The 21,850-nt window shown below is 71.9% G+C and carries 25 protein-coding genes; 9 read left to right on the top strand and 16 right to left on the bottom strand.

What is annotated here, in order from left to right; all coding sequences use genetic code 11:
- Positions 1-40 precede the first annotated feature (40 nt).
- The gene (locus H7827_RS04040) at positions 41-916 is read left to right on the top strand and encodes an ABC transporter ATP-binding protein (RefSeq protein ID WP_052385186.1); all 876 of its coding nucleotides are present in this window, start codon (positions 41-43) and stop codon (positions 914-916) included.
- Positions 916-1,722, top strand: a complete 807-nt coding sequence (locus H7827_RS04035; RefSeq protein WP_386542175.1) for a hypothetical protein — start codon at positions 916-918, stop codon at positions 1,720-1,722. Before H7827_RS04040 ends, H7827_RS04035 begins: the two co-directional genes overlap by 1 nt.
- A 107-nt stretch (positions 1,723-1,829) precedes the next feature.
- Here the strand turns inward: H7827_RS04035 and H7827_RS04030 are convergent, their stop codons facing one another.
- Positions 1,830-2,735 carry an NADP-dependent oxidoreductase gene (locus H7827_RS04030; protein ID WP_432742737.1) on the bottom strand — a complete coding sequence of 302 codons (906 nt, stop codon included), beginning with the start codon at positions 2,733-2,735 and terminating at the stop codon, positions 1,830-1,832.
- Positions 2,736-2,843: 108 nt separating this feature from the next.
- Entirely contained in the window at positions 2,844-3,170 is a 327-nt protein-coding gene (locus tag H7827_RS04025; protein ID WP_432742735.1) for a hypothetical protein, read from the bottom strand.
- A gap of 187 nt (positions 3,171-3,357) precedes the next feature.
- Here H7827_RS04025 and H7827_RS04020 point away from each other — a divergent pair, with 187 nt between their 5' ends.
- The 4 genes from H7827_RS04020 (at position 3,358) to H7827_RS04005 (ending at position 6,510) form a co-directional block, all read left to right on the top strand.
- On the top strand, positions 3,358-4,224 hold the full coding sequence (locus tag H7827_RS04020) for a GNAT family N-acetyltransferase (protein WP_432742733.1): 867 nt from the start codon (positions 3,358-3,360) through the stop codon (positions 4,222-4,224).
- 386 nt (positions 4,225-4,610) lie between these two features.
- Positions 4,611-5,144 carry a site-specific integrase gene (locus H7827_RS04015; RefSeq protein ID WP_432742731.1) on the top strand — a complete coding sequence of 178 codons (534 nt, stop codon included), beginning with the start codon at positions 4,611-4,613 and terminating at the stop codon, positions 5,142-5,144.
- Between the two features lie 51 nt (positions 5,145-5,195).
- A complete protein-coding gene (locus tag H7827_RS04010) occupies positions 5,196-5,585 on the top strand; it encodes a tyrosine-type recombinase/integrase (protein WP_432742729.1) in 390 nt (129 codons plus the stop codon).
- A 568-nt stretch (positions 5,586-6,153) separates the two neighbouring features.
- Positions 6,154-6,510, top strand: coding sequence for a hypothetical protein (locus H7827_RS04005; RefSeq protein ID WP_432742727.1), 357 nt, complete (start codon positions 6,154-6,156; stop codon positions 6,508-6,510).
- 10 nt (positions 6,511-6,520) lie between these two features.
- Here the strand turns inward: H7827_RS04005 and H7827_RS04000 are convergent, their stop codons facing one another.
- The 3 genes from H7827_RS04000 to H7827_RS03990 all read right to left on the bottom strand — a co-directional run bounded on the left by H7827_RS04000 (position 6,521) and on the right by H7827_RS03990 (position 8,645).
- Positions 6,521-7,396, bottom strand: a complete 876-nt coding sequence (locus H7827_RS04000; RefSeq protein WP_432742725.1) for a Tn3 family transposase — start codon at positions 7,394-7,396, stop codon at positions 6,521-6,523.
- A gap of 40 nt (positions 7,397-7,436) precedes the next feature.
- The gene (locus H7827_RS03995; RefSeq protein WP_432742723.1) at positions 7,437-7,901 is read right to left on the bottom strand and encodes a Tn3 family transposase; all 465 of its coding nucleotides are present in this window, start codon (positions 7,899-7,901) and stop codon (positions 7,437-7,439) included.
- 378 nt (positions 7,902-8,279) lie between these two features.
- Positions 8,280-8,645, bottom strand: coding sequence for a hypothetical protein (locus H7827_RS03990; protein ID WP_432742721.1), 366 nt, complete (start codon positions 8,643-8,645; stop codon positions 8,280-8,282).
- Positions 8,646-8,800: 155 nt separating this feature from the next.
- Here H7827_RS03990 and H7827_RS03985 point away from each other — a divergent pair, with 155 nt between their 5' ends.
- Positions 8,801-9,910 carry an ABC transporter substrate-binding protein gene (locus H7827_RS03985; protein ID WP_432742719.1) on the top strand — a complete coding sequence of 370 codons (1,110 nt, stop codon included), beginning with the start codon at positions 8,801-8,803 and terminating at the stop codon, positions 9,908-9,910.
- A gap of 51 nt (positions 9,911-9,961) precedes the next feature.
- On the opposite strand, the gene H7827_RS03980 is transcribed toward H7827_RS03985, so the two are convergent.
- Entirely contained in the window at positions 9,962-10,612 is a 651-nt protein-coding gene (locus H7827_RS03980) for a transposase (RefSeq protein ID WP_432742717.1), read from the bottom strand.
- A 25-nt stretch (positions 10,613-10,637) separates the two neighbouring features.
- Between H7827_RS03980 and H7827_RS03975 the strand changes: the two genes are divergently transcribed.
- Positions 10,638-10,928, top strand: coding sequence for a hypothetical protein (locus H7827_RS03975; protein ID WP_432742715.1), 291 nt, complete (start codon positions 10,638-10,640; stop codon positions 10,926-10,928).
- 272 nt (positions 10,929-11,200) lie between these two features.
- Positions 11,201-11,584: a hypothetical protein gene (locus H7827_RS03970; RefSeq protein ID WP_234306834.1), complete on the top strand. Its 384-nt coding sequence runs from the start codon at positions 11,201-11,203 to the stop codon at positions 11,582-11,584.
- 75 nt (positions 11,585-11,659) lie between these two features.
- On the opposite strand, the gene H7827_RS03965 is transcribed toward H7827_RS03970, so the two are convergent.
- The 10 genes from H7827_RS03965 to H7827_RS03920 form a co-directional block, all read right to left on the bottom strand.
- Complete coding sequence (locus H7827_RS03965; protein WP_432742712.1) at positions 11,660-12,769, bottom strand: Gfo/Idh/MocA family protein; 1,110 nt, start codon at positions 12,767-12,769, stop codon at positions 11,660-11,662.
- A complete protein-coding gene (locus H7827_RS03960; protein ID WP_432742710.1) occupies positions 12,754-13,413 on the bottom strand; it encodes a ThuA domain-containing protein in 660 nt (219 codons plus the stop codon). The genes H7827_RS03965 and H7827_RS03960 overlap by 16 nt, the downstream gene beginning before the upstream one ends.
- Positions 13,414-13,705: 292 nt before the next feature.
- The gene (locus H7827_RS03955) at positions 13,706-14,344 is read right to left on the bottom strand and encodes a discoidin domain-containing protein (protein WP_432742708.1); all 639 of its coding nucleotides are present in this window, start codon (positions 14,342-14,344) and stop codon (positions 13,706-13,708) included.
- Positions 14,345-15,336: 992 nt separating this feature from the next.
- The gene (locus tag H7827_RS03950; RefSeq protein ID WP_432742706.1) at positions 15,337-15,927 is read right to left on the bottom strand and encodes a phage tail protein; all 591 of its coding nucleotides are present in this window, start codon (positions 15,925-15,927) and stop codon (positions 15,337-15,339) included.
- Between the two features lies 1 nt (position 15,928).
- The gene (locus H7827_RS03945; RefSeq protein WP_432742704.1) at positions 15,929-17,923 is read right to left on the bottom strand and encodes a putative baseplate assembly protein; all 1,995 of its coding nucleotides are present in this window, start codon (positions 17,921-17,923) and stop codon (positions 15,929-15,931) included.
- Positions 17,920-18,336 carry a GPW/gp25 family protein gene (locus H7827_RS03940; protein WP_386540433.1) on the bottom strand — a complete coding sequence of 139 codons (417 nt, stop codon included), beginning with the start codon at positions 18,334-18,336 and terminating at the stop codon, positions 17,920-17,922. Before H7827_RS03940 ends, H7827_RS03945 begins: the two co-directional genes overlap by 4 nt.
- A gap of 9 nt (positions 18,337-18,345) precedes the next feature.
- The gene (locus tag H7827_RS03935) at positions 18,346-18,654 is read right to left on the bottom strand and encodes a PAAR domain-containing protein (protein WP_200363312.1); all 309 of its coding nucleotides are present in this window, start codon (positions 18,652-18,654) and stop codon (positions 18,346-18,348) included.
- 32 nt (positions 18,655-18,686) lie between these two features.
- Positions 18,687-20,597: a VgrG-related protein gene (locus tag H7827_RS03930; protein WP_432742702.1), complete on the bottom strand. Its 1,911-nt coding sequence runs from the start codon at positions 20,595-20,597 to the stop codon at positions 18,687-18,689.
- 9 nt (positions 20,598-20,606) lie between these two features.
- On the bottom strand, positions 20,607-21,368 hold the full coding sequence (locus tag H7827_RS03925; RefSeq protein ID WP_386540429.1) for a peptidase M23: 762 nt from the start codon (positions 21,366-21,368) through the stop codon (positions 20,607-20,609).
- A gap of 8 nt (positions 21,369-21,376) precedes the next feature.
- Positions 21,377-21,811 (bottom strand): phage tail protein, encoded by a 435-nt coding sequence (locus tag H7827_RS03920; protein WP_200363306.1) that lies wholly within the window; start codon positions 21,809-21,811, stop codon positions 21,377-21,379.
- Positions 21,812-21,850 lie beyond the last annotated feature (39 nt).

The raw sequence follows: 21,850 nt of genomic DNA, 5'->3' as shown, positions 1-21,850 counted from the left end.
TCGCCGGCGGCCGGACACGACAGCAGGGAAAGGAGACACGATGATCAAGGTCGAAGGGCTGACCAAGCGCTTCACACCCTTCCAGGGCGTGTTCGAGGTCAACCTTGAGGTGGGACGGGGGGAGGTGCTGGGATTCATCGGCCCGAACGGAGCCGGCAAGTCCACCACCATCCGCCATCTGATGGGGTACCTCCAACAGGACGCCGGGCGCGCCGAGATCGACGGCCACGACTGCTGGCACGAGCCGGTGGCCGCCAAGGCACGCCTGGGCTACCTCCCGGGTGAGATCGGCTTCCCCCAGGGCGTCTCGGCCCGGACCTTCCTGCGCATGCAGGGGGAGTTGCGCGGGCACACGGACACCCGGCGGCGGGACGAACTCGTCGACCGGCTCCGGCTGCGCCTGGACACGCCGATCGGCAAGATGTCCAAGGGCATGAAGCAGAAGCTCGCCATCATCGCGACCTTCATGACCGACCCCGAGGTCGTCATCCTCGACGAACCCGCCAGCGGTCTCGACCCGCTCATGCAGGACGAGCTGATCGCGCTGCTCGTCGAGGCGAAGCGGGCGGGCACCACGATCCTGCTCTCCTCCCACATCTTCGAGGAGGTGGAGGCCGTCGCGGACCGCATCAGCATCATCCGGGACGGGCGCATCGTCTCCACCCAGACGATGGAATCGGTCCGCACCGCCCTGCGGACCGCCCTGAAGGTGACGTTCACGGAGAAGGTGAGCGCCGCGTCCTTCGCGGGCTTCGCGGTGGAACAGGCGGGCCCGCGCACCCTGGTCTTCCAGCCCCGCGGCGACACCGGGGAGATCGTCAGAGCCCTGGCACCGCACCCCGTTGCCGACGTGGAGACCGAACGCCAGTCCTTCCGCGACTACTTCCGTGAGGCGTACCGAGGAGAGGTGGCGTGATGAACCGGACCGTTCTGAGGTATTCGTTCCTCACCAACGCGCCGCTGCTGGCCGCCGCCGCGGTGGTGATCGGCTCGATGGTGCTGTCGCTGGCGTGGCTCTTCCCGCTGCTCTCCGCCGACGCCACCTACACGGAGATGCTGGACACGATCCCCGAGCAGCTGCGGCAGGCGCTGGGGGTATCGGGGGACCAGACCCAGTATTTCGGGTTTCTGACGGCCAACTACTACAACTCGCTGCACCTTTACTTCATGATGGCGCTCGTCCTGCTGCTGGGGCACCGGCTGGTGTCCAAGCCGATCGACGACACCTCCTTGAACTATTTCCTCAACGGGGCCCTGCCCAGGGCCTCCTACCTGATCGCCCGTCTGGTGTTCTTCCTGCTCGCGTCGGTGGGGATCGCCGTGGTCTCGCTGGCCTCCATGGTGCTGGGCCAGTTGGTCTTCGACTGGGGCTCGCCCATCGAATGGCGGGGCATGGTCGTGCTCAACGTCAATCTGCTGGTGCTGTTCCTCTTCCTGGGCTCGGTCGTCTTCCTGATCCGGATGCTGACGAACACCGGTGTCGAGGCGCTCGCGGGCTCCACCGGGCTGGTCATATTCCAGTACTTCCTGAGCATGGTGGAGCCGCTGAGCCCGCACCTGTCCTTCCTGCGGTACTTCACGGTCTTCTCCCTGTTCGACGTCGACCGTCACGTCGGCAACACCGGGGTCTTCGCGGCCGTGGTGCTGGGTCTGACCGCCGCCTCCGTGGCGGTCTCGGCCGTCTCGGTCCATCTGTTCCGGCGCAAGGACCTGTTCCTCTGAGCCACCGGCGGCCCCGGCTCACCCGAGCCGGGGCCGCCACCGGTGACCGCCCGGCAGGAGGTGGGCCGCCGGGAGCACCGAGGCCCTCGCGGAGGGAGCGGGCCGGCTCAGAGGCGGATCACGATCTTCCCCCGGGTGTGTCCGAGCTCGGCGTACGCGTGCGCTTCCGCGATCCGGTCGAGGGAATAGCTGTATTCGACGCGCGGTGTGTAGCGGCCCTCCCGTCCGAGTTCGCCCGCTTCGGCGAGGAGCGAGGAGTCGTTCTCCGCGTTGACCACGCGCACGCCCAGGCGCTCCGCGTTCGCGTGGTCGGCGACCGTCGACACGCGAGCCGGGTCGCCCACGATCGCGACGAGATCGGCAAGGGATCCGGAGGCCGCGGTATCGAGGGCGGCATCGACACCGCCGGGAGCCAAGGCGACGAGGCGTTCGGCGAGGCCGGTGCCGTAGGTGGTCGCGACGGCTCCCAAAGAGGTGAGGAACGCGTGGTTGCGCTCGCCGGCCGTCCCGATCACGGTGGCGCCCCGGGCCACGGCGATCTCGGCGGCGGCGCTGCCCACACCTCCGGCGGCGCCCTCGATGAGCAGGGTGCGCCCTCGCAGTCCGCCGAGCGCGTTCAGTCCGCCGAGCGCGGTCACGGACGCCAGCCCGGCACCGGCGGCCTCCTCGTCGGTCCACGTGGTGGGAGCGTGGGCCCAGGCCGAGAGCACGGCCAGCTCCGCCGTCGCGCCGGTGACGCCGCCCAGCCCGAAGACGCGGTCGCCGACGCTCACTCCGCGCACCCCCGCACCGATCTCGTCGACCACACCGACGGCGTCCCGCCCGGGAATCGCGGGCAGGTCAAGGGGAAGCAGCTCGCGCGCCGCGCCGGAACGCACCTTCCAGTCGATCGGATTGACACTGGCCGCCGTGACGCGGACGCGGATCTCGCCCGGCCCTGGATGGGGGTCCGGCACGTGCTCGACCACGAGGGTCTCCACACCGCCGTACTCGTGATAGCGGACTGCGCGCATGACATCCTGCCTCTCCGCGCGGCCGGGACCGGCCGTTTCGCAAGGTCAAGGGGGCGTGAGACGGTCGGTGGGCGCCGACGCCGGTCACCCTAGAACCTGACGTCGGCGTCAGGGGCAAGTCCGCCGTGTCCGCGCGGAGCCAGGCCGGCCCTCGGGGCCGAACGGAAATCGACGGTAGCCGCCGACCCGGATCATGGTCCGGTCGAGATGAGGGCGCTGACGCGGTTGGAGTTCGCCGCCGGCGGCGAGGTTCTGCACCATGAACTTCACGGTGGACAGCGGCTCGCCCGTGCGCGGGTGGCGGGCGGTGAGGTCCATCGCGGAGAACGCGCCGTCGTGGATGCGCAGCGCGAGGCGGTCGCGGTGGAGGACATCGAGCACGTCGAGGATGTGGCGGGCGCCGCGTACGAGGCGGAACGTCTCGCAGATGTGCACGGTGTCGCCGGGGCGCGCGTAGATGAGCAGTTCGCGGATTGGATGGGTTCATCGGACGCGCCGCCTGCCTGTCGTCAAACGATCCTTTGCCGACAAGAGCCTGCGGCTGACCGGGGCAGCCATGTCACGTGGCTGAAAGGAGTTGAGCAAGTGCCCCCCGAGTCTAGGAGACCCGGGATCATGGAGCATGCTCCCGGATGACTGGCACCTCACCCACGACGTTGACGACTTCCTCGCCCGAGCCGGGGGCTTCCTGCGCTCGCGCCCCGCCCTGCACAACACGCCGCTGACGGACATCGAGAAGCTGCGGATACGCAGGCCGGGCGCACACGGACCCGTCACCGCGGTCTTCGGCCGGCTGGAGGCCGGAGGCGAGGTCCACGCGGTCTTCTATCTCACTTCGCGCGGCCGCCTGGGGCTCACTCCTCTGTCCGTCGAGCAGACCGATGCCCTCGCCGCCCATCTGACTGTCCTCGGCCACTCGCCCGCCAACGTCATCGCGGACCACGACACCGCCACCGCATTCGCTGACTCCTGGCAGCGGCACACGGGCGCGGCGCCGGCACTCCTCTGGCGGACGCATCTCTACCGTCTCGGCACACTCACCCCGCCGCAGCAGCACCCGGACGGCCGGGGTCGTCTCACGGACGGGACAGACCGCGAACACGTCGTGCGCTGGTGCCGCGAGTTCTGTGTCGATGTCGGGGAGCAGTCCTCCATCGACTTGATCGACGCCGGCTCCTGGGACAACTCACGCTTCGGCGACCGGCACTTCACCTTCTGGGAGACCCCGGACGGCACCCCCGTCTCGATGGCAGCCGCGACCTCAGTCATCGGCGGCATGGTCCGGATCGACCCCGTCTACACCCCGGCCCACCTCCGGGGCCGCGGCTACGCGGGCGCCGTGACGGTCCAGGCGAGCCGGGCAGCGCTGGCCGCGGGCGCGACGGACGTCGTCCTGTTCACGGACCCGGACAACCCCACCAGCAACGCCCTCTACCAGCGCCTTGGGTATGCCCACATCGCCGACTTCGCCGGGTACACGTTCTCCTGAAGCGCACCTCAAGCCGGGTGAGGGCGTGATCGGCGCGAACGCACCGGCCACGTACCGGCTGTGACCGCCGCGAAGCGGCTGACGAAAGCGGTGGCGGGCAGCACTCCGGTCAGCCTTCGGATCGGGGACGCTCAGTCCTGCTCGCCGCCGTCGTCCTCGTCATCGGTGTGCGGGTGACGCAGCTGCCGCAGGCCCGGCGCAGCCGGCCGGGTGAAGGTGTAGCGGCCGAGGATCTCCTCATCTGGACACCTTCGAGTAACACCTGAACCGGCGCCGTGGCGATCGCGGTGCGGGGTTCGTTGGGCCACCCGAGTTGCAGGGGCGGGGATGCCGGCGGTGTGCGGGTGGTCAAGGAACGCGATGGCAGTGTCCTACGGCGAGTTCGGTTGGTCGACGACGATGGTGAACAGGTCACGGCTGCCTGCCGGTTCCTGGATCACCTGCTCGACCGGGGCTTCTCGCCACACACGATCTGCGCGTACGCGTACGACCTGCGGCGCCTGTTCACCTTTCTCGCTGCTGAGGGCATGGACTGGCGCGGGTTCCGGGGCCCGGATGCCTTGCGGCTGCTGGCGTTCCCGCGGCGGGCGCCCTCGCGCCGCCCGGCCCAGCGGCTCGGTCTGACGACGGTGGTCGGCGGTCCGGAGGCGCCAGGCAGTCTGCTCGCGCCGGCGACGGTGAACCGGATTCTGGCCGCGGTCGCCAGCTTCTACGACTGGGCGGTGGTCGCCGAGGAGTACGACGGCGCACGGCTGACCCTGGACTGCCTGGACGCCTACCCCCGACGGCTATCCGCGGTTGCGGATCCCGGTCGGCAAGACGTACACCGAGCGCATGGTCCCCCTGCACCCCCAAGCAGCGGACGCGCTCCGCGAACTGATCGACGCTGCCAAGGCCGCGAACGCCGCAGCCCGCCATGATGCATGGGCCCAGCGGTCGGTCCGCTACCTTTTCATGCGGCGGGGCAACCCATGGGCCGTCACTTTCTCTATGAGGAAGCCCTGGAGATCGCCTGCCGCAAGGCCGGGCTCGTCGACGGCGACGGCAATCCCACCGTGACCGCCCACCGGTTTCGCCACACGGTCGGCACGCAGCTCGCCGAGAGCGGCGCCCAGATTCAGACGATCATTGCGATCCTAGGGCACCGCAACGCGCAGATGTCGGCAACGTACTCCCACATCAGCGATCCCGTCCTGAAGGAGCAGTACGAGAAGGTCATCGCCGCCGGTGGACGGATCGCTGGCCCGGCCGCGGAGGAACTGCTGACCAGCCGGATCGGGGAGGACACCCTGAACAGGCTCAAGACCAATCTCTTCAAGACAGAACTCGAACTCGGCCACTGCCTGCGGGCACCCCGCTGAGGGGTACTGCGAGTGCGACCTCTACCTCCGCTGCCCGAAGTTCCTCACCACGAGCGAGTACGCACCGCGACTGCGGTCCCGGCTCGCCCGTGAACAGCAACTCGTCCAGGACGCCGTTGAACGCGGTTGGCCCCGCGAGATCGAACGGCACAACGCCATCGCCGAACGGATCCGCGGCCTCCTCGCCGATCTCGGAGAGAGCGCCGAGCCCGGCCCTCACGATCACTGCTGAGCGGTTGCCTTCGGCAGCCTGAACGAGAGCCCGCCTGATACTTGTCGAATGGACGGATCAAGGGCCTCTTGGGCCAACACCACGCACGATTGGGCCGACACCGTGGACGCAGACCATCTCGGTCAGATCCGCCAGGAATCTGCCCAGTTCGCTCCGGGCGGGCCGGGACACCTCGTTCTTGAGGTCGTTGCTTATGCCGCTGACGAGGCAGCGAGCCGGGGCGGCGGACGGTGTGTGGTCACGCTGCATACCGATGGCTCTGTTTCGGTGAGAGATAATGGACGGGGCACCGACACTCGGGCCGACGAGCATGGCCGGGTGGTGAAGAAGCCGGTCATGGCCACGAAGGACCTTCGGTTCTTCGACCTCCCGGAGACGGAACGGCTTCCGGACGGACACCCGCGTCGCGGCATGTCCGTCGTCGCAGCGCTCAGCAAGTGGCTGATTCATACCAACCGCCGTCTCAACGGATCCTGGAGCCAGCGCTATGAGCACGGCGTCCCGGTGACCGACCTGGAGCCCGTCGAGGCCGACGGGACCACAGGAACCTGCGTCCACTTCCTGCCGGACGAAGCCCTGCGTCCGCGATGGTCGTTGACTGCGGGTGATTTGGCGCGGTGGTCGGAGCGCTGGCCCGACCTGACCGTCCGCCTCGTGGATCAGCGCGACGGCGGGCACCGGTCAGGTCGGTGACCGCGGGGCGTCACGACCGAGCTGCAACGGAGCGAGCGGTCCGGCCCGCCCTCGACCTGGCGTCCCAACGCTCGGCCTCGGTGGCTTGGAGGCGGTAGGTGCCGGAGCTGGTCTCGATCAAGGGCACTTGAAGTTGAGCCAGTCCCCCACACGGAAAATCGGCCAGATAAAAGTTGATGTGGTCGTACTGGAGTGGGGAGAGCCGGGGGAGCAGTTCGTCGGTGACGGGGAAGCCATCAGCGGCCAGCCGTTTGACGGCGGCGTCGATGTAACGGCTGTTGAACACGACTACGCAGTTGAGGGCCAGTCCGAGGGCGCCGAGCTGGTCTTCCATGCCCTCGCTGTAATGCTGCCGTAGTTCGCCTCGCTGTCCGCAGAAGATCTTCCGGGCGAGGCGGAGGCGGGCCTCGGTGACGTTGAGCTGGGCGCCGATCATCCGGCGGTATCCCTCGTCGGAGACGAACTGGAGAAGATGCAGGGTCTTGAAAATCCGTCCGTAGTGGACGAACGCGTCGGCGAGCCCGGTGGGCTTGCCGTCGCGGGAGAGCATGCGGATCAGGTCGTGTCCGCGGACCTCGCCCAGGGCCAGGGACCCTGCCACGCGGAGCATGTCGCCCCAGTGGGCGCGTATCCGGTCCAGGCGGATGGTGTGGTGGGAGACCGGCTGGAGCGGCCCGTAGTCGGCTGCGGTGTTCGTCCGCCACAGCCGGGCGTCGGAGATGTCGGCGATCCTGGGCGAGAACTGGTAGCCGCAGATCGCGAACAGGCCGAAGACGATGTCGGAGTACGACGCGGTGTCGGTGATGACGGTCTCCGGATTGGGGCCGCCTCCGCGGGCGTGGATGGCGTCCAGGATGAACAGCGAGCCGCGCAGCGTGCCCGGCACGACCAACCGCCCAGCCCCGTCACCTGGTCGTTTACCACGTTCAGCCAGGTGGCGCCCTTGTGCCGCAACCCGAAATCCGGGGGTTCGAACCCGCGTACCAGGTCTGCAGGGTGAAGCGGACCCCGTCAGCCGGGGCGACCAGGCCGCCATCCCACGCCCGCACGACGTCCATCTTTGCCCGGGCCTCGATGAACAGGCCGTTCGCCACCGAAATGTTCTCCGCCCGGAAGTAGCCCTGATCGACGTGAACCAGACGACCCCGGCCGGGCGCCGCAACGTCCGGCTTGATGACCGGGGTGAATCCGACGTTGCACGCTTCCGTCAGCAGGACGGCGCACAAACCGGTGGTGAAGCCTTCCCCACGGGAGTCGGCGCCGGAGATGTGCGTGAACGCGTCCGCCATCCCGGTCAACTCGGTGACCTTCGGCAGCATGCCGTTGACCAGTTGCCGGAACGGCCGCATGAGCTTGGGCTCCTCCGCCTTGTCGAGCTTGCCCAGCTTCAACTTCCTGCCCACTGCCTCCAGCGCCGTGTTGCCCGGCAGCGACCTGGACGTACGCGGCGTGCAGAGCGGAGGCGAGTTCGGCGAGGTGTCCGGCCGGTTCGCTCTCCAGACCGAGCGCGGTGAGCACCTCCGGCTCGGCGGCTGTCCACTTCTCCCCGGCCAGCAGCCTGGCGCGGGGGTCGCCCCAGCGGTCGCCGTCCTTGGCGAACACGTCCCGCCGGCGCAGCGGGCGGTGCAGATGCTCCAAGACGCAGAACGAGTACGCGGCCTTGTCGACCAAGCCGGGCGGCACGTTGGGGTTGGCGAACACCAGCCGCCGCCACGAGCCCGTCACCAGATCGGCGGCAACCTCTTCGGCGCCGACCTTCTTGCGGCCGATCAGATCCAGGGGCCGTTTGAGGGCCTGAACGACGGGAGCGCCAGCTTCGACGGCGCCTTCGAGGTCAGCCCGTACCGGACCGGCCCGGTCGTCCGCGCGGCCGGAACCCGTCCGGCGTCCACCGCGCCAGCCCTCAGATCCCGCACCTCGCGGGCGCGGTCCAGGGCCGGTTCCATAGCCTTGCCAGACACCCGCATCGGGCCCAACCGCAGCCGCTCCAGCTCCGACACCCGCTTCTTCTCCGGCTCCTCCAGCAGCCGGACCATCTCGGTCCGCAACCAGAGCGTGTTGCGGAAGTGACCTTCTGGGTGCAGGCCCTCGCTGGTGCCGATGACGATGAAGTTTGGCGGCTCAGCGAGCGACATCTCGGTTGCCTAGGGGCGCGGGTGTTGGATCCAATGGCCGGCATGGTCACCCGGGCGCGCCTGCCTCGGCGGGATGTGATGATCGCGCACCGTCAGCGGCCGGCGCGCGATCCGGGCGGACCGCGACCGCATCGTCCCAGGGGAGACGCCACCCGATGAACACGCCACCATCGCCGTACGGGGCGGAGCACACCGACGGGTCATCCATCCGCCTGGGTGCTCTCGTCCCGCTGACGCGGCCCGGCTGGGTCGAGGCGGGCCGACACCTGCTCGCAGGACTCGACCTGGCCGTTCGCGAGGTCAACGACGCCGGCGGGATCGACGGCAGACCACTGGAGTTGGTGGTCCGGGACACCGCGGCCGATCCGGAGCGGGCTGCGGCGGCCGTGGACGAACTGGCCCACCTGGGCGTGGCCGCCGTGGTGGGTGAGTATCACAGCGTGGTCGCCCGCGCCGCCGCCGCCCGAGCCGACGCCCTCGGCGTGCCGTTTCTCTGCTCGTCCGCGGTGCTCGACGCGCTCACCGAGGAACCGACGGAGTGGGTTGCGCGTCTGGCCCCGGCCCAGTCCTACGGCTGGCGGATCTACGCGGACTTCCTCCTCCACGCGGGCCGGCGGCGGATCGCCGTGGCGACCCAGCCGAGCGTCTACTGGGCGTCCGGGACCCGCGTCCTGCGGGACCACCTCGCTCCCCGCGGCGGCACCGTCCTCGAACTCGACGCGACGCTCACGCCCGAGGCTCTGTGCGACGCGCTCGTCGACCATGGCGCGACGGCGCTCCTGCTGCTGGTCGGCCATCCGGAGCCGGCGGTGCCGATCGTCCGGGCCGTCCGGGGCGACCGGCGGCTCGCGGAGATCCTTATCGGCGCTCCGGCCGGACAACCGGAGTTCGCCGAATGGGCCGCGGCGCTGGGTGAGGACGGCGCCGGGATCCCGTTCCTGCGCTACCTGCCCGAGCGCCTCGGTCCGCTCGGTGAACGCGTCGGGAAGGAGCTCCGCGAGCGGCTTGGCGAAGCGCCCTCCTTCGTCGCCTTCGAGGGCTGGGACACCGTCGCCGTCCTCGCTGCGGTGCTGCGTTCCCACGGCACGGACCGGGCGGCCATCGCCGAGTCATGGCCGCGCGTGGCGGTCGAGGGCACCCGCAGGACGATCCAGTTCTCCCGCACGCCGGGCATCAGCGTTTGGCAATGGGCCTGGACACCAATCCAAGTCGTTGATCGGGACCCGGCGGAACCCGACCGCTTTCGGATCCTCCACGCCGGCTGAGCGAGTAGGGAAGTCCAACTGCCCAGGTCTGCCGAACTTCGAAAGTGCTGGTCACAGCCGTTCGTTGATGGCGGCGACGAGGACGGTCACCTCGTAGCGGACAGCGAGCTTGTCGTACCTCGTGGCGATGGCGCGGTGTCTTTTCAGGCGGTTGATGCCGCACTCCACCGCCTGCCTCTCCTTGGAGTCGGCCTTGTCGAACCTGGGCGGCCGACCGCCGCGCGAGCCGCGCTTCTTGCGGTTGGCCGCCTGGTCGGCCTTGTCCGGGATGGTGCAGCGGATCCCACGTCGGCACAGGTAGGCGCGGTTCTTGGCAGAGGCGTACGCCTTGTCCGCGCGTACCCGGCGAGGCCGGTTACGCGGCCGTCCCAGCCCGAGCCGGGGCAACCGGATGCCTTCCAGCACCGTCTCGAACTGCGGCGAGTCGCCCCGATGCACCGCCGTACCGCTCGCCGGCCGTCTCACCGTGCCGAGGGGCCGCAGATCACGGCGGTGACGCCGCGGGGCGACTCCCACACGGTTTGTACACCTCTTGTTCAGGTGGGCTTCAGAACCGGTGCATATCCTGTCCAGGCACATTCCGGAGGACTCGGGAAGTCTTGCTGCCGGCGGCAGCGGAACCGGATCGAAAAGACGGGCGGCCATGAAGGCGAACGCGCGCGGAGCACGCACGCTGTGCGGGGGTTTGGCCGCGCTCTTCATGTTCGCCGTGTTCCTGTTCGGCGGGATGAGCTCGACGCTTCAGCCGGGCGAGTCCGCGTCATCCTTCCCGGCCGGCTCCGCTCCCCGGCACGGCGACCTGGATCTGCTCCAGTCGCAGAGCACCGACAAGGACGGCGCGGCACACCGCAGGTACCGCGAGACGAGCGACGACAACGCCGCTTCGATCGAGGACCAGGGCGCCGCCGAGCCCACGGGCGCGTCCTTCCATGCCACCTTCCCGGCACAGGCCCGGCCGGCGCCCTCTTCCGCGACCGAGCGGCCGCCCCTCGCCGGAACCCGGGTCATGCGCTGCTGAACCCGCCCGGCCGCAGGAGGGGCCCCGGGGATTCCGGGTGACTCCGTTCCGCTCTCCCGCCCCGCCCGCCGCGTCGTGGACCGTGACGGGAACCGGGGCCGCCCCGGGTATCCCTTCACGAACTCCCGTGCCGTGCACGGAGCTTCGCGGGGCCGTCCGCAGCAGTCCACACCACTCCACACCACTCCCCACAGCGGCAGCGGCGGTCCGTCCGTCACGCTGCCGCCATCGTGATCACACCTGACCGGATCGAGGTATCCATGGTGAAGCGAATGACCCGTCCCGTTGCTCTGACGTTCGCGGCCGGCGCCGCGCTCGTCGCAGCCCTCACCACCACCGGCTGCGCCGCCGTCGACAAGGCCATGGACTGTGTCCGGGCCGCCGACACCATCGCGGGGCAGGTGGATGACCTCCAGCGCAGCGTCGAGCAGGTGTCGGACGACCCCACCCAGCTCGACACCTCGCTCACCGAGATCGACGGGACCCTCGCCGACCTCGGCGACAAGACGAGTGACGCCGATGTCTCCCAGGCGGTCGAGAACCTGAAGGAGGCCGTGAACAACATGCAGACGGCGGTCGCCGAGGGGGACACCTCGCCCGACATGACGCCCCTGCGGGACGCGGCGGGCGAGCTGACCAACGTCTGCACCCCCTGAGCGACCCGGCCGCCGGTGGGTGCGTTCCCCGGGGGCGCACCCACCACGGACGCCGGGAAACAGTGCCGCCGCCGCTCAGTCCGCCGACCGGAAGGTGGTGACCGGCCCCGGGACGGCGTCCGGGCGGCCGGTGGCGCGGGTGACGGGCAGGGTGCCGCCCTGCTCGGCGGCATCCAGGAGCGTGAGCATCACATCCAGTACGTGGGCGGCGAGTTCGGCCGAGGCGAGGTGGGGGCGGCCCGTCGCCAGCGCGTCCGCCAGGTCAGCGAGACCGGCTCCGCGCGCGCCGGGCCGGTATCCGGCGGAGGTGGGCAGCGGCTCCCACTCCCCGGTGCCCCGGCTGAGGGAGGTGACCCCGTCGAAGGTGTTCGGGTCCGGGACGGACAGCGAGCCCGTCGTCCCGTAGACCTCGATATGGGGCAGCCGCGCGGCCTGGATGTCGAAGCTCATGACGAGCGTGGTCACGGCGCCGCCCACGTGGTGCAGCAGGCCGGTCACATGGGTGTCGACCTCGACCGGGAAGCGGGTTCCGGCGCGCGGGCCGCTGCCGATGAGGCGCTCCGTCCGGGACCGTGACGCCGCCCCGGCGACCCGGGCGACCGGGCCCAGCAGGTGGACGAGGGCGGAGAGATAGTACGGACCCATGTCCAGCAGCGGGCCGCCCCCGGGCCGGTAGTAGAACTCCGGGTCCGGATGCCATCTCTCGTGCCCGGCCGTGGTCATGAACGCCGTGGCCGCCACGGGCGTACCGATCTCCCCGTCGTCCACCGCCCGGCGGGCGGTCTGGATGCCGGTACCGAGCACCGTGTCCGGAGCGCACCCCACCCGCAGCCCGCGCGCACGGGACTCCGCCAGCAGGACATCGGCCTCTTCCCGGCGGCCGGCCAGGGGCTTCTCGCTGTAGACGTGCTTGCCGGCCCGCAGCGCGGCCAGGCTCACCGTCGCGTGGACCGCGGGGAGGGTGAGATTGAGGACGGCGTCCACATCGTCACGGGCCAGCAGGGCGTCGGCCGTGCCGGCGACGGCGACCTCTCCGGGGAGCGTGCCGGCCAGCCGCTCGGCCCGCGCCCGGTCGAGGTCGGTGACGGCCGCCACGCGCAGGCAGTCCAGGTCCTTCAGGGTCGCGGCGTAGGCGCCGCTGATCGCTCCGGCCCCGATGACGCCGATGTTCAGCGGCTTGCCCACAGCAGGCCCCTCTCGGTGAGGGTGCGGACCTGCGGGACGTCGAAGTCGTCCGGCTTGTGGCCGATGGTGGAGACGAACACCCGGCCCTGGCCCCACTCCCTGGTCCACACGGCGGGGACGACGGCGGCGCGTGGCCGGGTGGTGTCCGCGTCGAAGGTGACGGTGGCCAGCACGTCGTTCAGCGGGTCGGTGGCGACCCAGTACTTCTCGGTGTGCACGTCGAAGGCGTCCAGGCCGGCGATCACCGGGTGGTCGGCACGGGCGGCGACCGGGCTGACGCGGTGGTCGCTGAAGCCGGGCGGGTGCATGAGGAACTGGCCGCCGGTCAGCAGGGCGTACTCCGGGGTCCCCCGGAAGGCGTCGACGATGCCGCCGTGCCAGCCGGCCAGGCCCGTCCCGGCGTGCACGGCGGCGGCCAGGCCCGCGCACTGCTCCCGGCTGATCTCGCCCATGGTCCAGCACTGGACGATCAGGTCGGTGGCGGCCAGGTGTTCGGCGTCCTCGTAGACGTCGAGGGACTGCGCGGTCCGCACCCGGAAGCCGTGCTGCCGCAGGAACGGGAGGAAGAGGTCCGTGGTCTCCACGGGGCGGTGGCCGTCCCAGCCACCGCGCACCACCAGTGCTGTGCGGGTATCGGAGGTCAAGTCATCACCTTTCGGGAGGGGTTGGTCGGTGTGCCCCGGGTGGGAAGGGGTCGGGTTGCGGAGGGCGGCACGGTTCGGGGCGGTCGGCCGCGCCGGGGGTTGTGCACGGCGGGGCAGGGCATGCGTGTACGGCGCAGTGTGTTAAACGTTTCATTCCGCCGGAGCGGCGCGGGGAAACGTGCGCCGGGAATGTCCGGCGCGCGCCGCCCCGCGCCCGGTACGACACCACCATCGCCGTGGCACACCGCCGTCCGCCCGCCCGCAGCCGTGGGGTGGGAGTGGCGGGCAGGGGTCAGCGGCGGCCGAAGAGTTCCACCTCCGCGATGGCCAGCCGGGTGTCATCCCGCGTCCCGTGCGCGGATTCCGTGGTCAGGCGGAGGACGACGACATCCGAGCCGGTCACCTCGAAGCTCTGCCCGCCGGGCTCGTCGCGCAGGCTGATCGTCTGCTCGTGCGTCGTACCGTCCGTGTCGGTGAGGGCGACGGTGATGCTCTCGGGCCGGCCCTGGGCGAGGAACTCGTCCTGGTGGGCGGAGGCACCGGGAGTGATCAGCACATGGGTCAGCCGGACCGGATCACCGAAATCGACCTCCAGATACTCCCCCTCGCCCGAACCCGTCGCGGCGGGCGACCAGTGACGGTTGCTGAACCCGTCGAAGGCGTCGGTCGCGGGGTGGGCGGGGGCCTCGCTGGAGGCACGCACGGCGGTGGGGTGCAGGGCTTCGGGCTCCCCGGTACGGTCGCGGGCCGAGTCGAACAGTTCGGCGATCTGGTCGCGTCCGAACCAGGCCGACAGAGCCAGCAGGACGATCAGGACCGGGATCAGCAGCCGGGGCCGCCGCCTGCGGCGTCCGGCGGGGCGGGTACCGGCCTCCAGCGGCGCGTGCGGCCCGCGCCGGAAGATCCGCCGCCACCAGGGCGGCGGCGCCACGACAGCCTCGGGCGGCGCCTCGGTCAGCAGGGTTCCGCACCGCTCGCACAGCCGGCGCCCCGCCTCGTTCCGCGCCGAACAGCTCGGACAGTCCCGGGGCGGGGCGGCGACCTGCTCGGGGGCCGCCTCGGCCGGTGCCTCGGGTTCGGGGGCGTCGGCACCCCGGTCGACGGGCCGTTCCTCCCGCTCGCCCGGCCGCCGCGGCGCGGCCTTCGCCGCCTCGCCGTCGTCCGCCCGCGCCCACGACGGCCCTGGCCGCGGCGGCTCACCCGCGCGGCCGTCCGGTACCGGCGGCGGTACTTGCCTCTCGCGGTCGGCCGCCGAACTCTCCGAACCTTCTCCCCGCGCCGGCCACGGTGGCCGGGCGGGGGGTCGGGGTGAGGACGTGTCGCGGGGGGCGTCCGGGTCCCCGGGCGGGCGTGCCGTTCCCGGGCCGCCGGGTGGACGCGATGCCGCACCTGCTTCCGGCCCCGGCCGGTCCGGCGGGGGCGGCGGCCACGGTGGTGGGGCGGGCCCGCCCACCGGGGGAGGCGGCGCGGCGTGGGGTGGCGCGGCGTGTTGGCCGGGGGGCGGCGGCTGCGCAGCCGTGGGGGCCGTCCCGGGCGGTGCCGGTGGCCCGGTGCCGGTGGCCTCTCCCGGCCGGTGCGGGGTTTGTGGCGACCACGCCGCCGCCCCCGTGCCGGCCGGTTGTCCCGGTGCCCCCGCCGGCCCGGGAGGCGGGTCGAGCACTCCCGGGGCGTGGTGTCCCGCGCCCGGGGCGGGCCCCGGGGCGGGCACGGAAGGCGGATGGGTGGGGGTGGTCGGTCCGGGTGGTGCGTACGGGGCGCCCGGCGCCGCCGATTGCCCCGTGCCCCGGGCCGCCGCCAGGCCACCGCCCCCGCCCTCCGCCGCCGCCTCCGCCTGCGTGTCGCTCTGCCAGTCCAGGAAGACATGGCAGGCGTCACAGAACCGCGCCCCCTCCGCGTTGCGGTGTCCGCACTCCGGGCAGGTGGTCACGTGCCCCCACCGCCCTCCCGCGCCCGCCCCGCCGCTCCGTCCGGCCCCGCCGCGGGCAGGACCTCCAGCCGGAACGGCACATGCGCCGGGACCTCCTGCGCGATCAGCTTCTCCAGCCCCACCCGGTCGAACCCGTCCGGGTCCGGCACCCGCAGCCGCACCGTCACCGTCGCCCGTTCCGCTCCCGGCACCGGGCCGCCCGGGTACGGGGACCACCCGGCCGCCCCGCTCTCCTCGATCTCCGGTTCCGCCCCGGTCTCGATCCGTACCGCCGCCGCGAGCCCCGCCCGCGTCCCGCGCCGGCCGTGCCGGGACACGGCGCCGGCCACCACCGCCCGGCGCTGGTTGACGGGGCGTTCCTCGTCCACCTCGACCGCCACCCACCCGGCGAGCCAGCGCAGGAAGTCCTCCGGCGCGGTGCGCGGATGCAGATGGGCGGGCAGATTGTCGAGCGACAGCAGCACCGGCGCCAGCACCTCGTCCAGGGCGCCGGTGAACCGCCGCACGAAGTCCTGGTCCTGGTAGACGGCCGGCAGCAGGTCCACCAGCGGATGCGGCGTCGGCAGCCGCGGGTACGCGCCGCGCATCTCAGCCGCCCTCCCGGACCCGCAGCTGATGCTCGTAGCTGAACACCAGGGCATGGGCGTCGAGTTCGATCCGCGACACCGGCTCGGCCCGCTCCCCGGTCAGCGGGTCCGCCGGGAAGAGCCGGATGTCCTCCACCAGGTCCACCCCGGCCACCCGTTGCAGCACCGCGAACACCTCGCCGGACTGCACCGGCCGCCCGAACGGCCAGCCCTGCCCCTCCGGGCCGCCGATCAGCGGGTTGAAGTACGTGTACAGCGCGGTCAGCGCCGCCTCCCGCAGCCGCTCCAGCGCCGCGCCCCGTACCGACTGCAGCGACGCGACGATCGTCAGCCCCTGGTACAGCGGCGGCTGCACCAGCAGCCTGCTGCCCACCGGCCGCCGCTCGTTCAAGTGATCGGTGATCGCCGTCAGCGTCTCCTGTCCTGGCCTCAGCTGGTCGAAGCCCACCCGCCCCTGCTCGTCGCTGTGCCCGCCCGGCACCACCAGCAGCCGCAGCGCCTCGCTCTCCTGCTCCCCGGCCCGTACGCAGTGCACCCGCGCCGCCTCCGGCGCCACCTCACGCGCCAACTGCTCGTAGTCCCGGGGCACCACCGCACGGTGCAGCGTGCGCAGCGTGAGCGGGCCGCGCACCCGGGCGTTCTCCACGCTCTCGCCGTCCACCCCGCCGACCGCCGGCGCGCGGTTGGTCACCCGCGCCACGTACGGCAGCGAGCTGCGCAGCACCCGCAGCGCGCCGCGCGCCACATTGCCGCGCCGGCCGCCGCCGGTGCGGTACGAACGCACCCGGATCCCGCCGCCCTTCGGCGGGATCGCGCCGAACAGCCGCAGCCCGCCCGTCGCCTCACGCACCGCCGGGCCGAAGTCGACCCGGCCCGCGTTGCGGTCCAGGGTGACGTGCCGGTCGTACACCGTGGAGTGCGCGAAGCTCTCCACCAGCTGCCACTGACGCCACTCGGTGCCCTCCGACACCTCCAGCACGAACGGCTCCTCGCCGGGCACCACCGGTGGCCTGGCCACCTGGAAGCTCTGCCCGGGCAGCCCGTCCGAGATGCCGAGCAGTTCCTCGCCGACGGTCTCCGCGTGCACGGCCTCCACCCGCCCGCCGATGGTGAACGCCCTGGCGCCGCGCACGGTCGGCGAGGCCCGGTACGCGGGCTGGTTCTCCGCCGCCTCGATCAGCCGGCAGCGCAGCCAGCCGCCCTCGTGCCGCGCCACCCGCGAGCGCGCGTGCACATCCGGCAGATGCAGGACGATGTCGCCCGCCTTGTTGAACCCTCCCGTCCCGTCCCGCTCCACCTCGCACCCCGCCCACGCCGAGCCGTCCCACGCCTCCCAGCGCAGCGGCGGCCGGCGCGGATCGACGCCGACCCCGTCCACCCGGCAGTCCAGGCGCAGCACCACCACGCCGCCCGGCACCGGCCCCGACAGCCCCAGATACAGGCAGTCGCCGGGCGTCGGCGCCACCCCGGTGGCCCCGCCCCCGCTTCCGCCCGCCGTCACCGAGCCGCTGAAGCAGGGCACGTCGCGCTCCAGCGCCAGCTCCCCGGTGCGATCGATCGCCTCCCCTCCGGCCTGCCAGGTCACCAGGTGTTCCAGGGTGCACGGTGGCACCGACAATTCCCGGACGGTCGTGAAGACGACCGCCTCCTCGGTCTCCCCGCGCACGGTCGCCACCTCCGTACCCGCCCGGATCCGTACCGGCTCGGGCTGCGGCGCCGACAGCGTGAAGGTCACCGGGACGCGCGCCGCCGTCGGCGGATACAGGCGCACCCCGATCAGGTCGAGAAAGGTCAGATAGTTCTTGTCGGGGACGCGGTTGAGCCGGTAGACGAGCTGGTCGACCATCGTCGCGAACGCCTCGATCAGCGTCACCCCCGGATCGGAGACGTTGTGGTCGCTCCACTCCGGGCAGCGCTGCTGCACCAGGCGCTTGGCCTCGTCCACCAGCCCCTGGAACCGCCGGTCATCGAGGTTCGGGCTCGGCAACGACGTCATGCGCTCTCCTCGTGCTCCTCGTGCTGCGGGATGACATAGAAGGGGAAGACGAGGTTGCGCGGGTCGTTCGCGTCCCGCACCGAGTAGCTGATGTCGATGTAGAGCACCCCGTCGTGCACCCGGTCGAAGCGCACCGCCACGTCCGCCACCGTGACGCGCGGTTCCCAGCGTTCGAGGGCCAGCCGCACCTCGTACGCCAGTTGCCCGGCCGTGCCCGCGTCCGCCGGGGCGAAGACGTAGTCGTTCAGCGCGCAGCCGAACTCCGGGCGCATCGGCCGCTCGCCGGGCGAGGTGGCCAGGATCAGCCGGATCGACTCCTCGATCTCCTGCGCCCCGCTGACCAGGGCGATGCTGCCGGTGGCGTCGGTGCGCGGCGGGAACGCCCAGCCCGAGCCGACGAATTGCTGCCCCATGACGCGCCCTCACCCGCCGATCAGTACGGTCGCGCAGCCGGTGGTGATCGTGGCGCCGCAGCCCGCCCGGTCACCGGCCCGGGCGGCGGGACGGCCGCCGATCAGGACGCTGCGGCTGCCGGGCCCGGTGATCACCGACGCCGGGTGCGCGGCGGGGGAGGCGCACTGGTGGGCGGTGCCGACGGTGGCGGCGGGGCGCCCCCCGATGAGGACCGTGCCGTGTCCCGGCGGCCCGACGGTCCCCGGGTGGCCGGTCGGATCGCCGACGCGTGCGGCCTGCGCGGCGGGCGCCGCGCTCCCGCCACCTGCTGCGGACATGATGAACCCTCCCTGGGTAACGCCTCGTCGCTCTAGTTGATCCGCACCATCGGGGACTGCACGGTGAGCGACCCGTCGCTGCGCACCTCGGTGCGCTGGGTGCCCCTGACCTCCACCCGCCCGCCCCGCACCTCCACCGCGCCGCCGGTGGCCAGCCGCAGGCTGCCCTCGCCGCCGTCCACCTCCACGCCGTCCCGGCGGGCCGTCAGCCGGACGCCCGCGCCGCTGAGTTCGAGCACACCGTCGCCGGCGTCGATGCTGGCGCCGCTGCCCGCGGTGACGGTGACCTGCTGCCCGGCCGTGATCTCGACGTTGCCCTCGCTGTCGATGACGATCGTCGTGCCCTTCTTGTCGAGATCGATCAGCAACTTGCCGTCCCCGGTCAGCAGCCGGACGCCCTGCGGGCCGTTCGCCGCGTCCCGCAGCTCCAGCTTGTTGCCGCCCTTCGACCCGAAGGAACGCTTGGTGACCGCGCCGCTCGCCTCGTCGATCGCGCCCGAATCCCCGTCGCCGCTCACGCCGCCGGCACCGTCACCCGCACCGCCTCCCGAGGGACGGTCCTGCCCGTTGTACAGCGAGCCCAGCACGTACGGACGGTCCAGCCGGCCCTGCTCGAACCCCACCAGGACCTCGTCCCCCACCTCCGGGATGAAGCCGTCCCCGCCCCCCGTGCCGCCCGTCTGCGCGGTGCGCGCCCAATCGCTCGCGTACTCCTGCGACAGCCACGGGAAACACACCTTCACCCGGCCCAGCCCCTCCGGGTCCTTGGTGTCCGTCACCGTCCCGCTGACCAGGCCCCCGGCACTCTCACCGCTCGGAACGCCGTCCCCGCCCGCGCCACCACCGGTGAGCCAGAACAGCGACCGCTCCTGCTGCCCCGAGACGGTCAGCCACGTCTCGTACCCGCGCAGCGGATCGAAGACATGCCGCGACGTCGTCACCGTGTACCGGCCCTCGAACGGCGCCCCGACCCCCGTCAGCGTCACCGCGCTCCCCGCCCGTACCTCCGGATTCCCGCGGATCACCGCCTCCAGCTCCGCGAACGACCCCGCGATCGTCGCCGCCAGCGCCTTCGCCACCTGATCCACCTGCGCCTGCGTCCCGTACGAGGCCCCCGCCACCACGAACTCCGCCGCCCCGAACGGCTCGCTCACCTGCCCCGCCGTCACCCCCAGGTCCAGCGTCGCCGCCGTGCCCGCCTCCGCCCGTGCCACCAGCGGCTGTTTGGTGCGCACGTCCCAGCCCCGCACCTCCACCGCCGACACCTGCTCGGCGGCCGAGATCCCCGCCCGGCAGCGCAGCAGGTTGTCCCCGGCCTCCAGCACCAGCGGACTGTGCCGCGCCCGCGCCGAGGGATCCGGCGCCCCGCCCGCCTCCGCGGGACGCACCACGTGCAGCATGCCGTCCGCCACGTACACCTGCGCCCCGGCATCGGCGGCCAGCGCGCGCAGGAACTCCCAGTCGGTGCAGTTGGGCTGCGCCACGTGCTCCAGTACCGGGCCGGCGACATCGACCGTCCCCGGCTTGAGACCGGCCCGCCGCGCGACCTGCGCGCAGATGTCGGCCAGCGTCATGTTCTGGTAGCTCGCCACCCGCCGCCCGCGCAGCAGCCGGTGCGACTCGTCCAGGCCGCGCACCACCGTGAACGTCCCCATGTCATCGATCTCGATCTCCAGCGCGGTGACACTCCCGGTCAGCAGCGGCCGCGCCGCCACCGAGCCGCCGTCCCCGGCCGAGGCCAGCAGCCGTACGGGCGTCCCCACCGTCAGCCCCGTCTGCTCCAGCAGCACCCGCGAGGGGTCACGGAAACGCAGCACGAACAGATCCGGCAACGTACGGCTGTCGTCCACGTACCCGTCGACCAGCGTGTTCGTGAGCGCCGCCGACAGCGGCGCGCCCCCGAACTCCACCACCAGTGCCTTCGCCACACCCTGACCCGCCATCGGCCCTCCTCACCGCCCCGCTTCGTCGCGCGCGGGCAGCAGCAGTTCCCGCCCGAGCGTCAGCCGCAGCGGATCGTCGATGCCGTTGGCCTCCGCGATCAGCCGCCAGGCCGCCGGATCCCCGTACTCCCGCCAGGCCAGCGCCTGGAGCGTGTCACCGGACAGCACCCGGTGCACGCGGCGCGGACGCAGCGATCCGGAGGTGGGGTTCTGCCCGGGCGTCTCGCCGCTGATCTCCTCGACCGTCACCTGGCAGGTCGCGCGGATCGGCACCCCGGAGGTGGTGAACAGGGTGTACTTCACCTGCACCTGGCCCACATACCCGGGAAAGCCCGTGAGCCCGCCCCAGTGGAAGACCACCCACGGCGGCGAGGCGCGCTGCGCCTGCCGCGTCTCACTGGTGGGCACGCAGCACGCGAACAACTGCTCCACGGCGGTCACCACGCTCGTGTCCTGAGTGGCGCTGGCGTCGAAGAACATCTCCACCGTGAGCTTGCTGGGCTGCGGCCCCTGGTACTCCGGCGGGCCCGCGCTCTTGGCGCCCTTGGCCGGGGTGCGTTTCCAGGCGGCGGCCTTGGTGAGACTGAGTTCCTTCGGATTGAACTGGAAATCGATCCGGCCGCACGGCGCGCCCGGGGTGAGACTGCCGCCGGGCGGCGGGGTGCGCAACTCCAGGTACGCGTGCTCCAGCTTGGGCCGCACGCCGCCGCCCGCCCCGCCGGTGTTCCCGGTCCCGGTGCCTGCCGCACTGAACGCGATGGGTGAACTCATGGCCCCGATCAGTCCCCCAGCACATAGCCGTGATGGGCGATCTCGATCGTCTCGATGGCGACCTTGGGCGACTCGGGGCTGAAGGAGGGGCCGGTCCAGCGCACCGGGACGACCTCCAGCAGGCCCCACTGGGCGACGGTGCGGCCGTCGGGACTGCGGGCCTCGATGTGCGCGGTCTTGCGGGTGAAGCCGGTGGTCATGCTCGCGAACCAGCGGGCGACCTTCTCCGTCTCCCGGGTGAGCGGGCGCGAGAGCTTGACGTTGGAGTACTTGAGACGGGTCGGCAGCTGCCACAGGTGGCCGTTGTTGCCGCCCTCCTCGCGCTGTTCGAGGACGACCTCGCAGCCCAGTCCGTCGCAGGTGTTGAACGAGCCCAGCTCGATCCCGTCGATGGTGACGACGAAACAGACACTGACCGCCGGATCCTCGTCGCTCGCGGCCATGGGCGGGACCTCTCTTTCTCATATGTCGCTTCGTCGGTT

Origin of the sequence: Streptomyces sp. JH002, assembly GCF_050916115.1 — a bacterium.
In the GTDB taxonomy this organism is placed as follows: Bacteria; Actinomycetota; Actinomycetes; order Streptomycetales; family Streptomycetaceae; genus Streptomyces; species Streptomyces xiamenensis.
The sequence above is the reverse complement of the archived record's forward strand: the minus strand, read 5'-3'. Positions and strand labels throughout refer to the sequence as shown.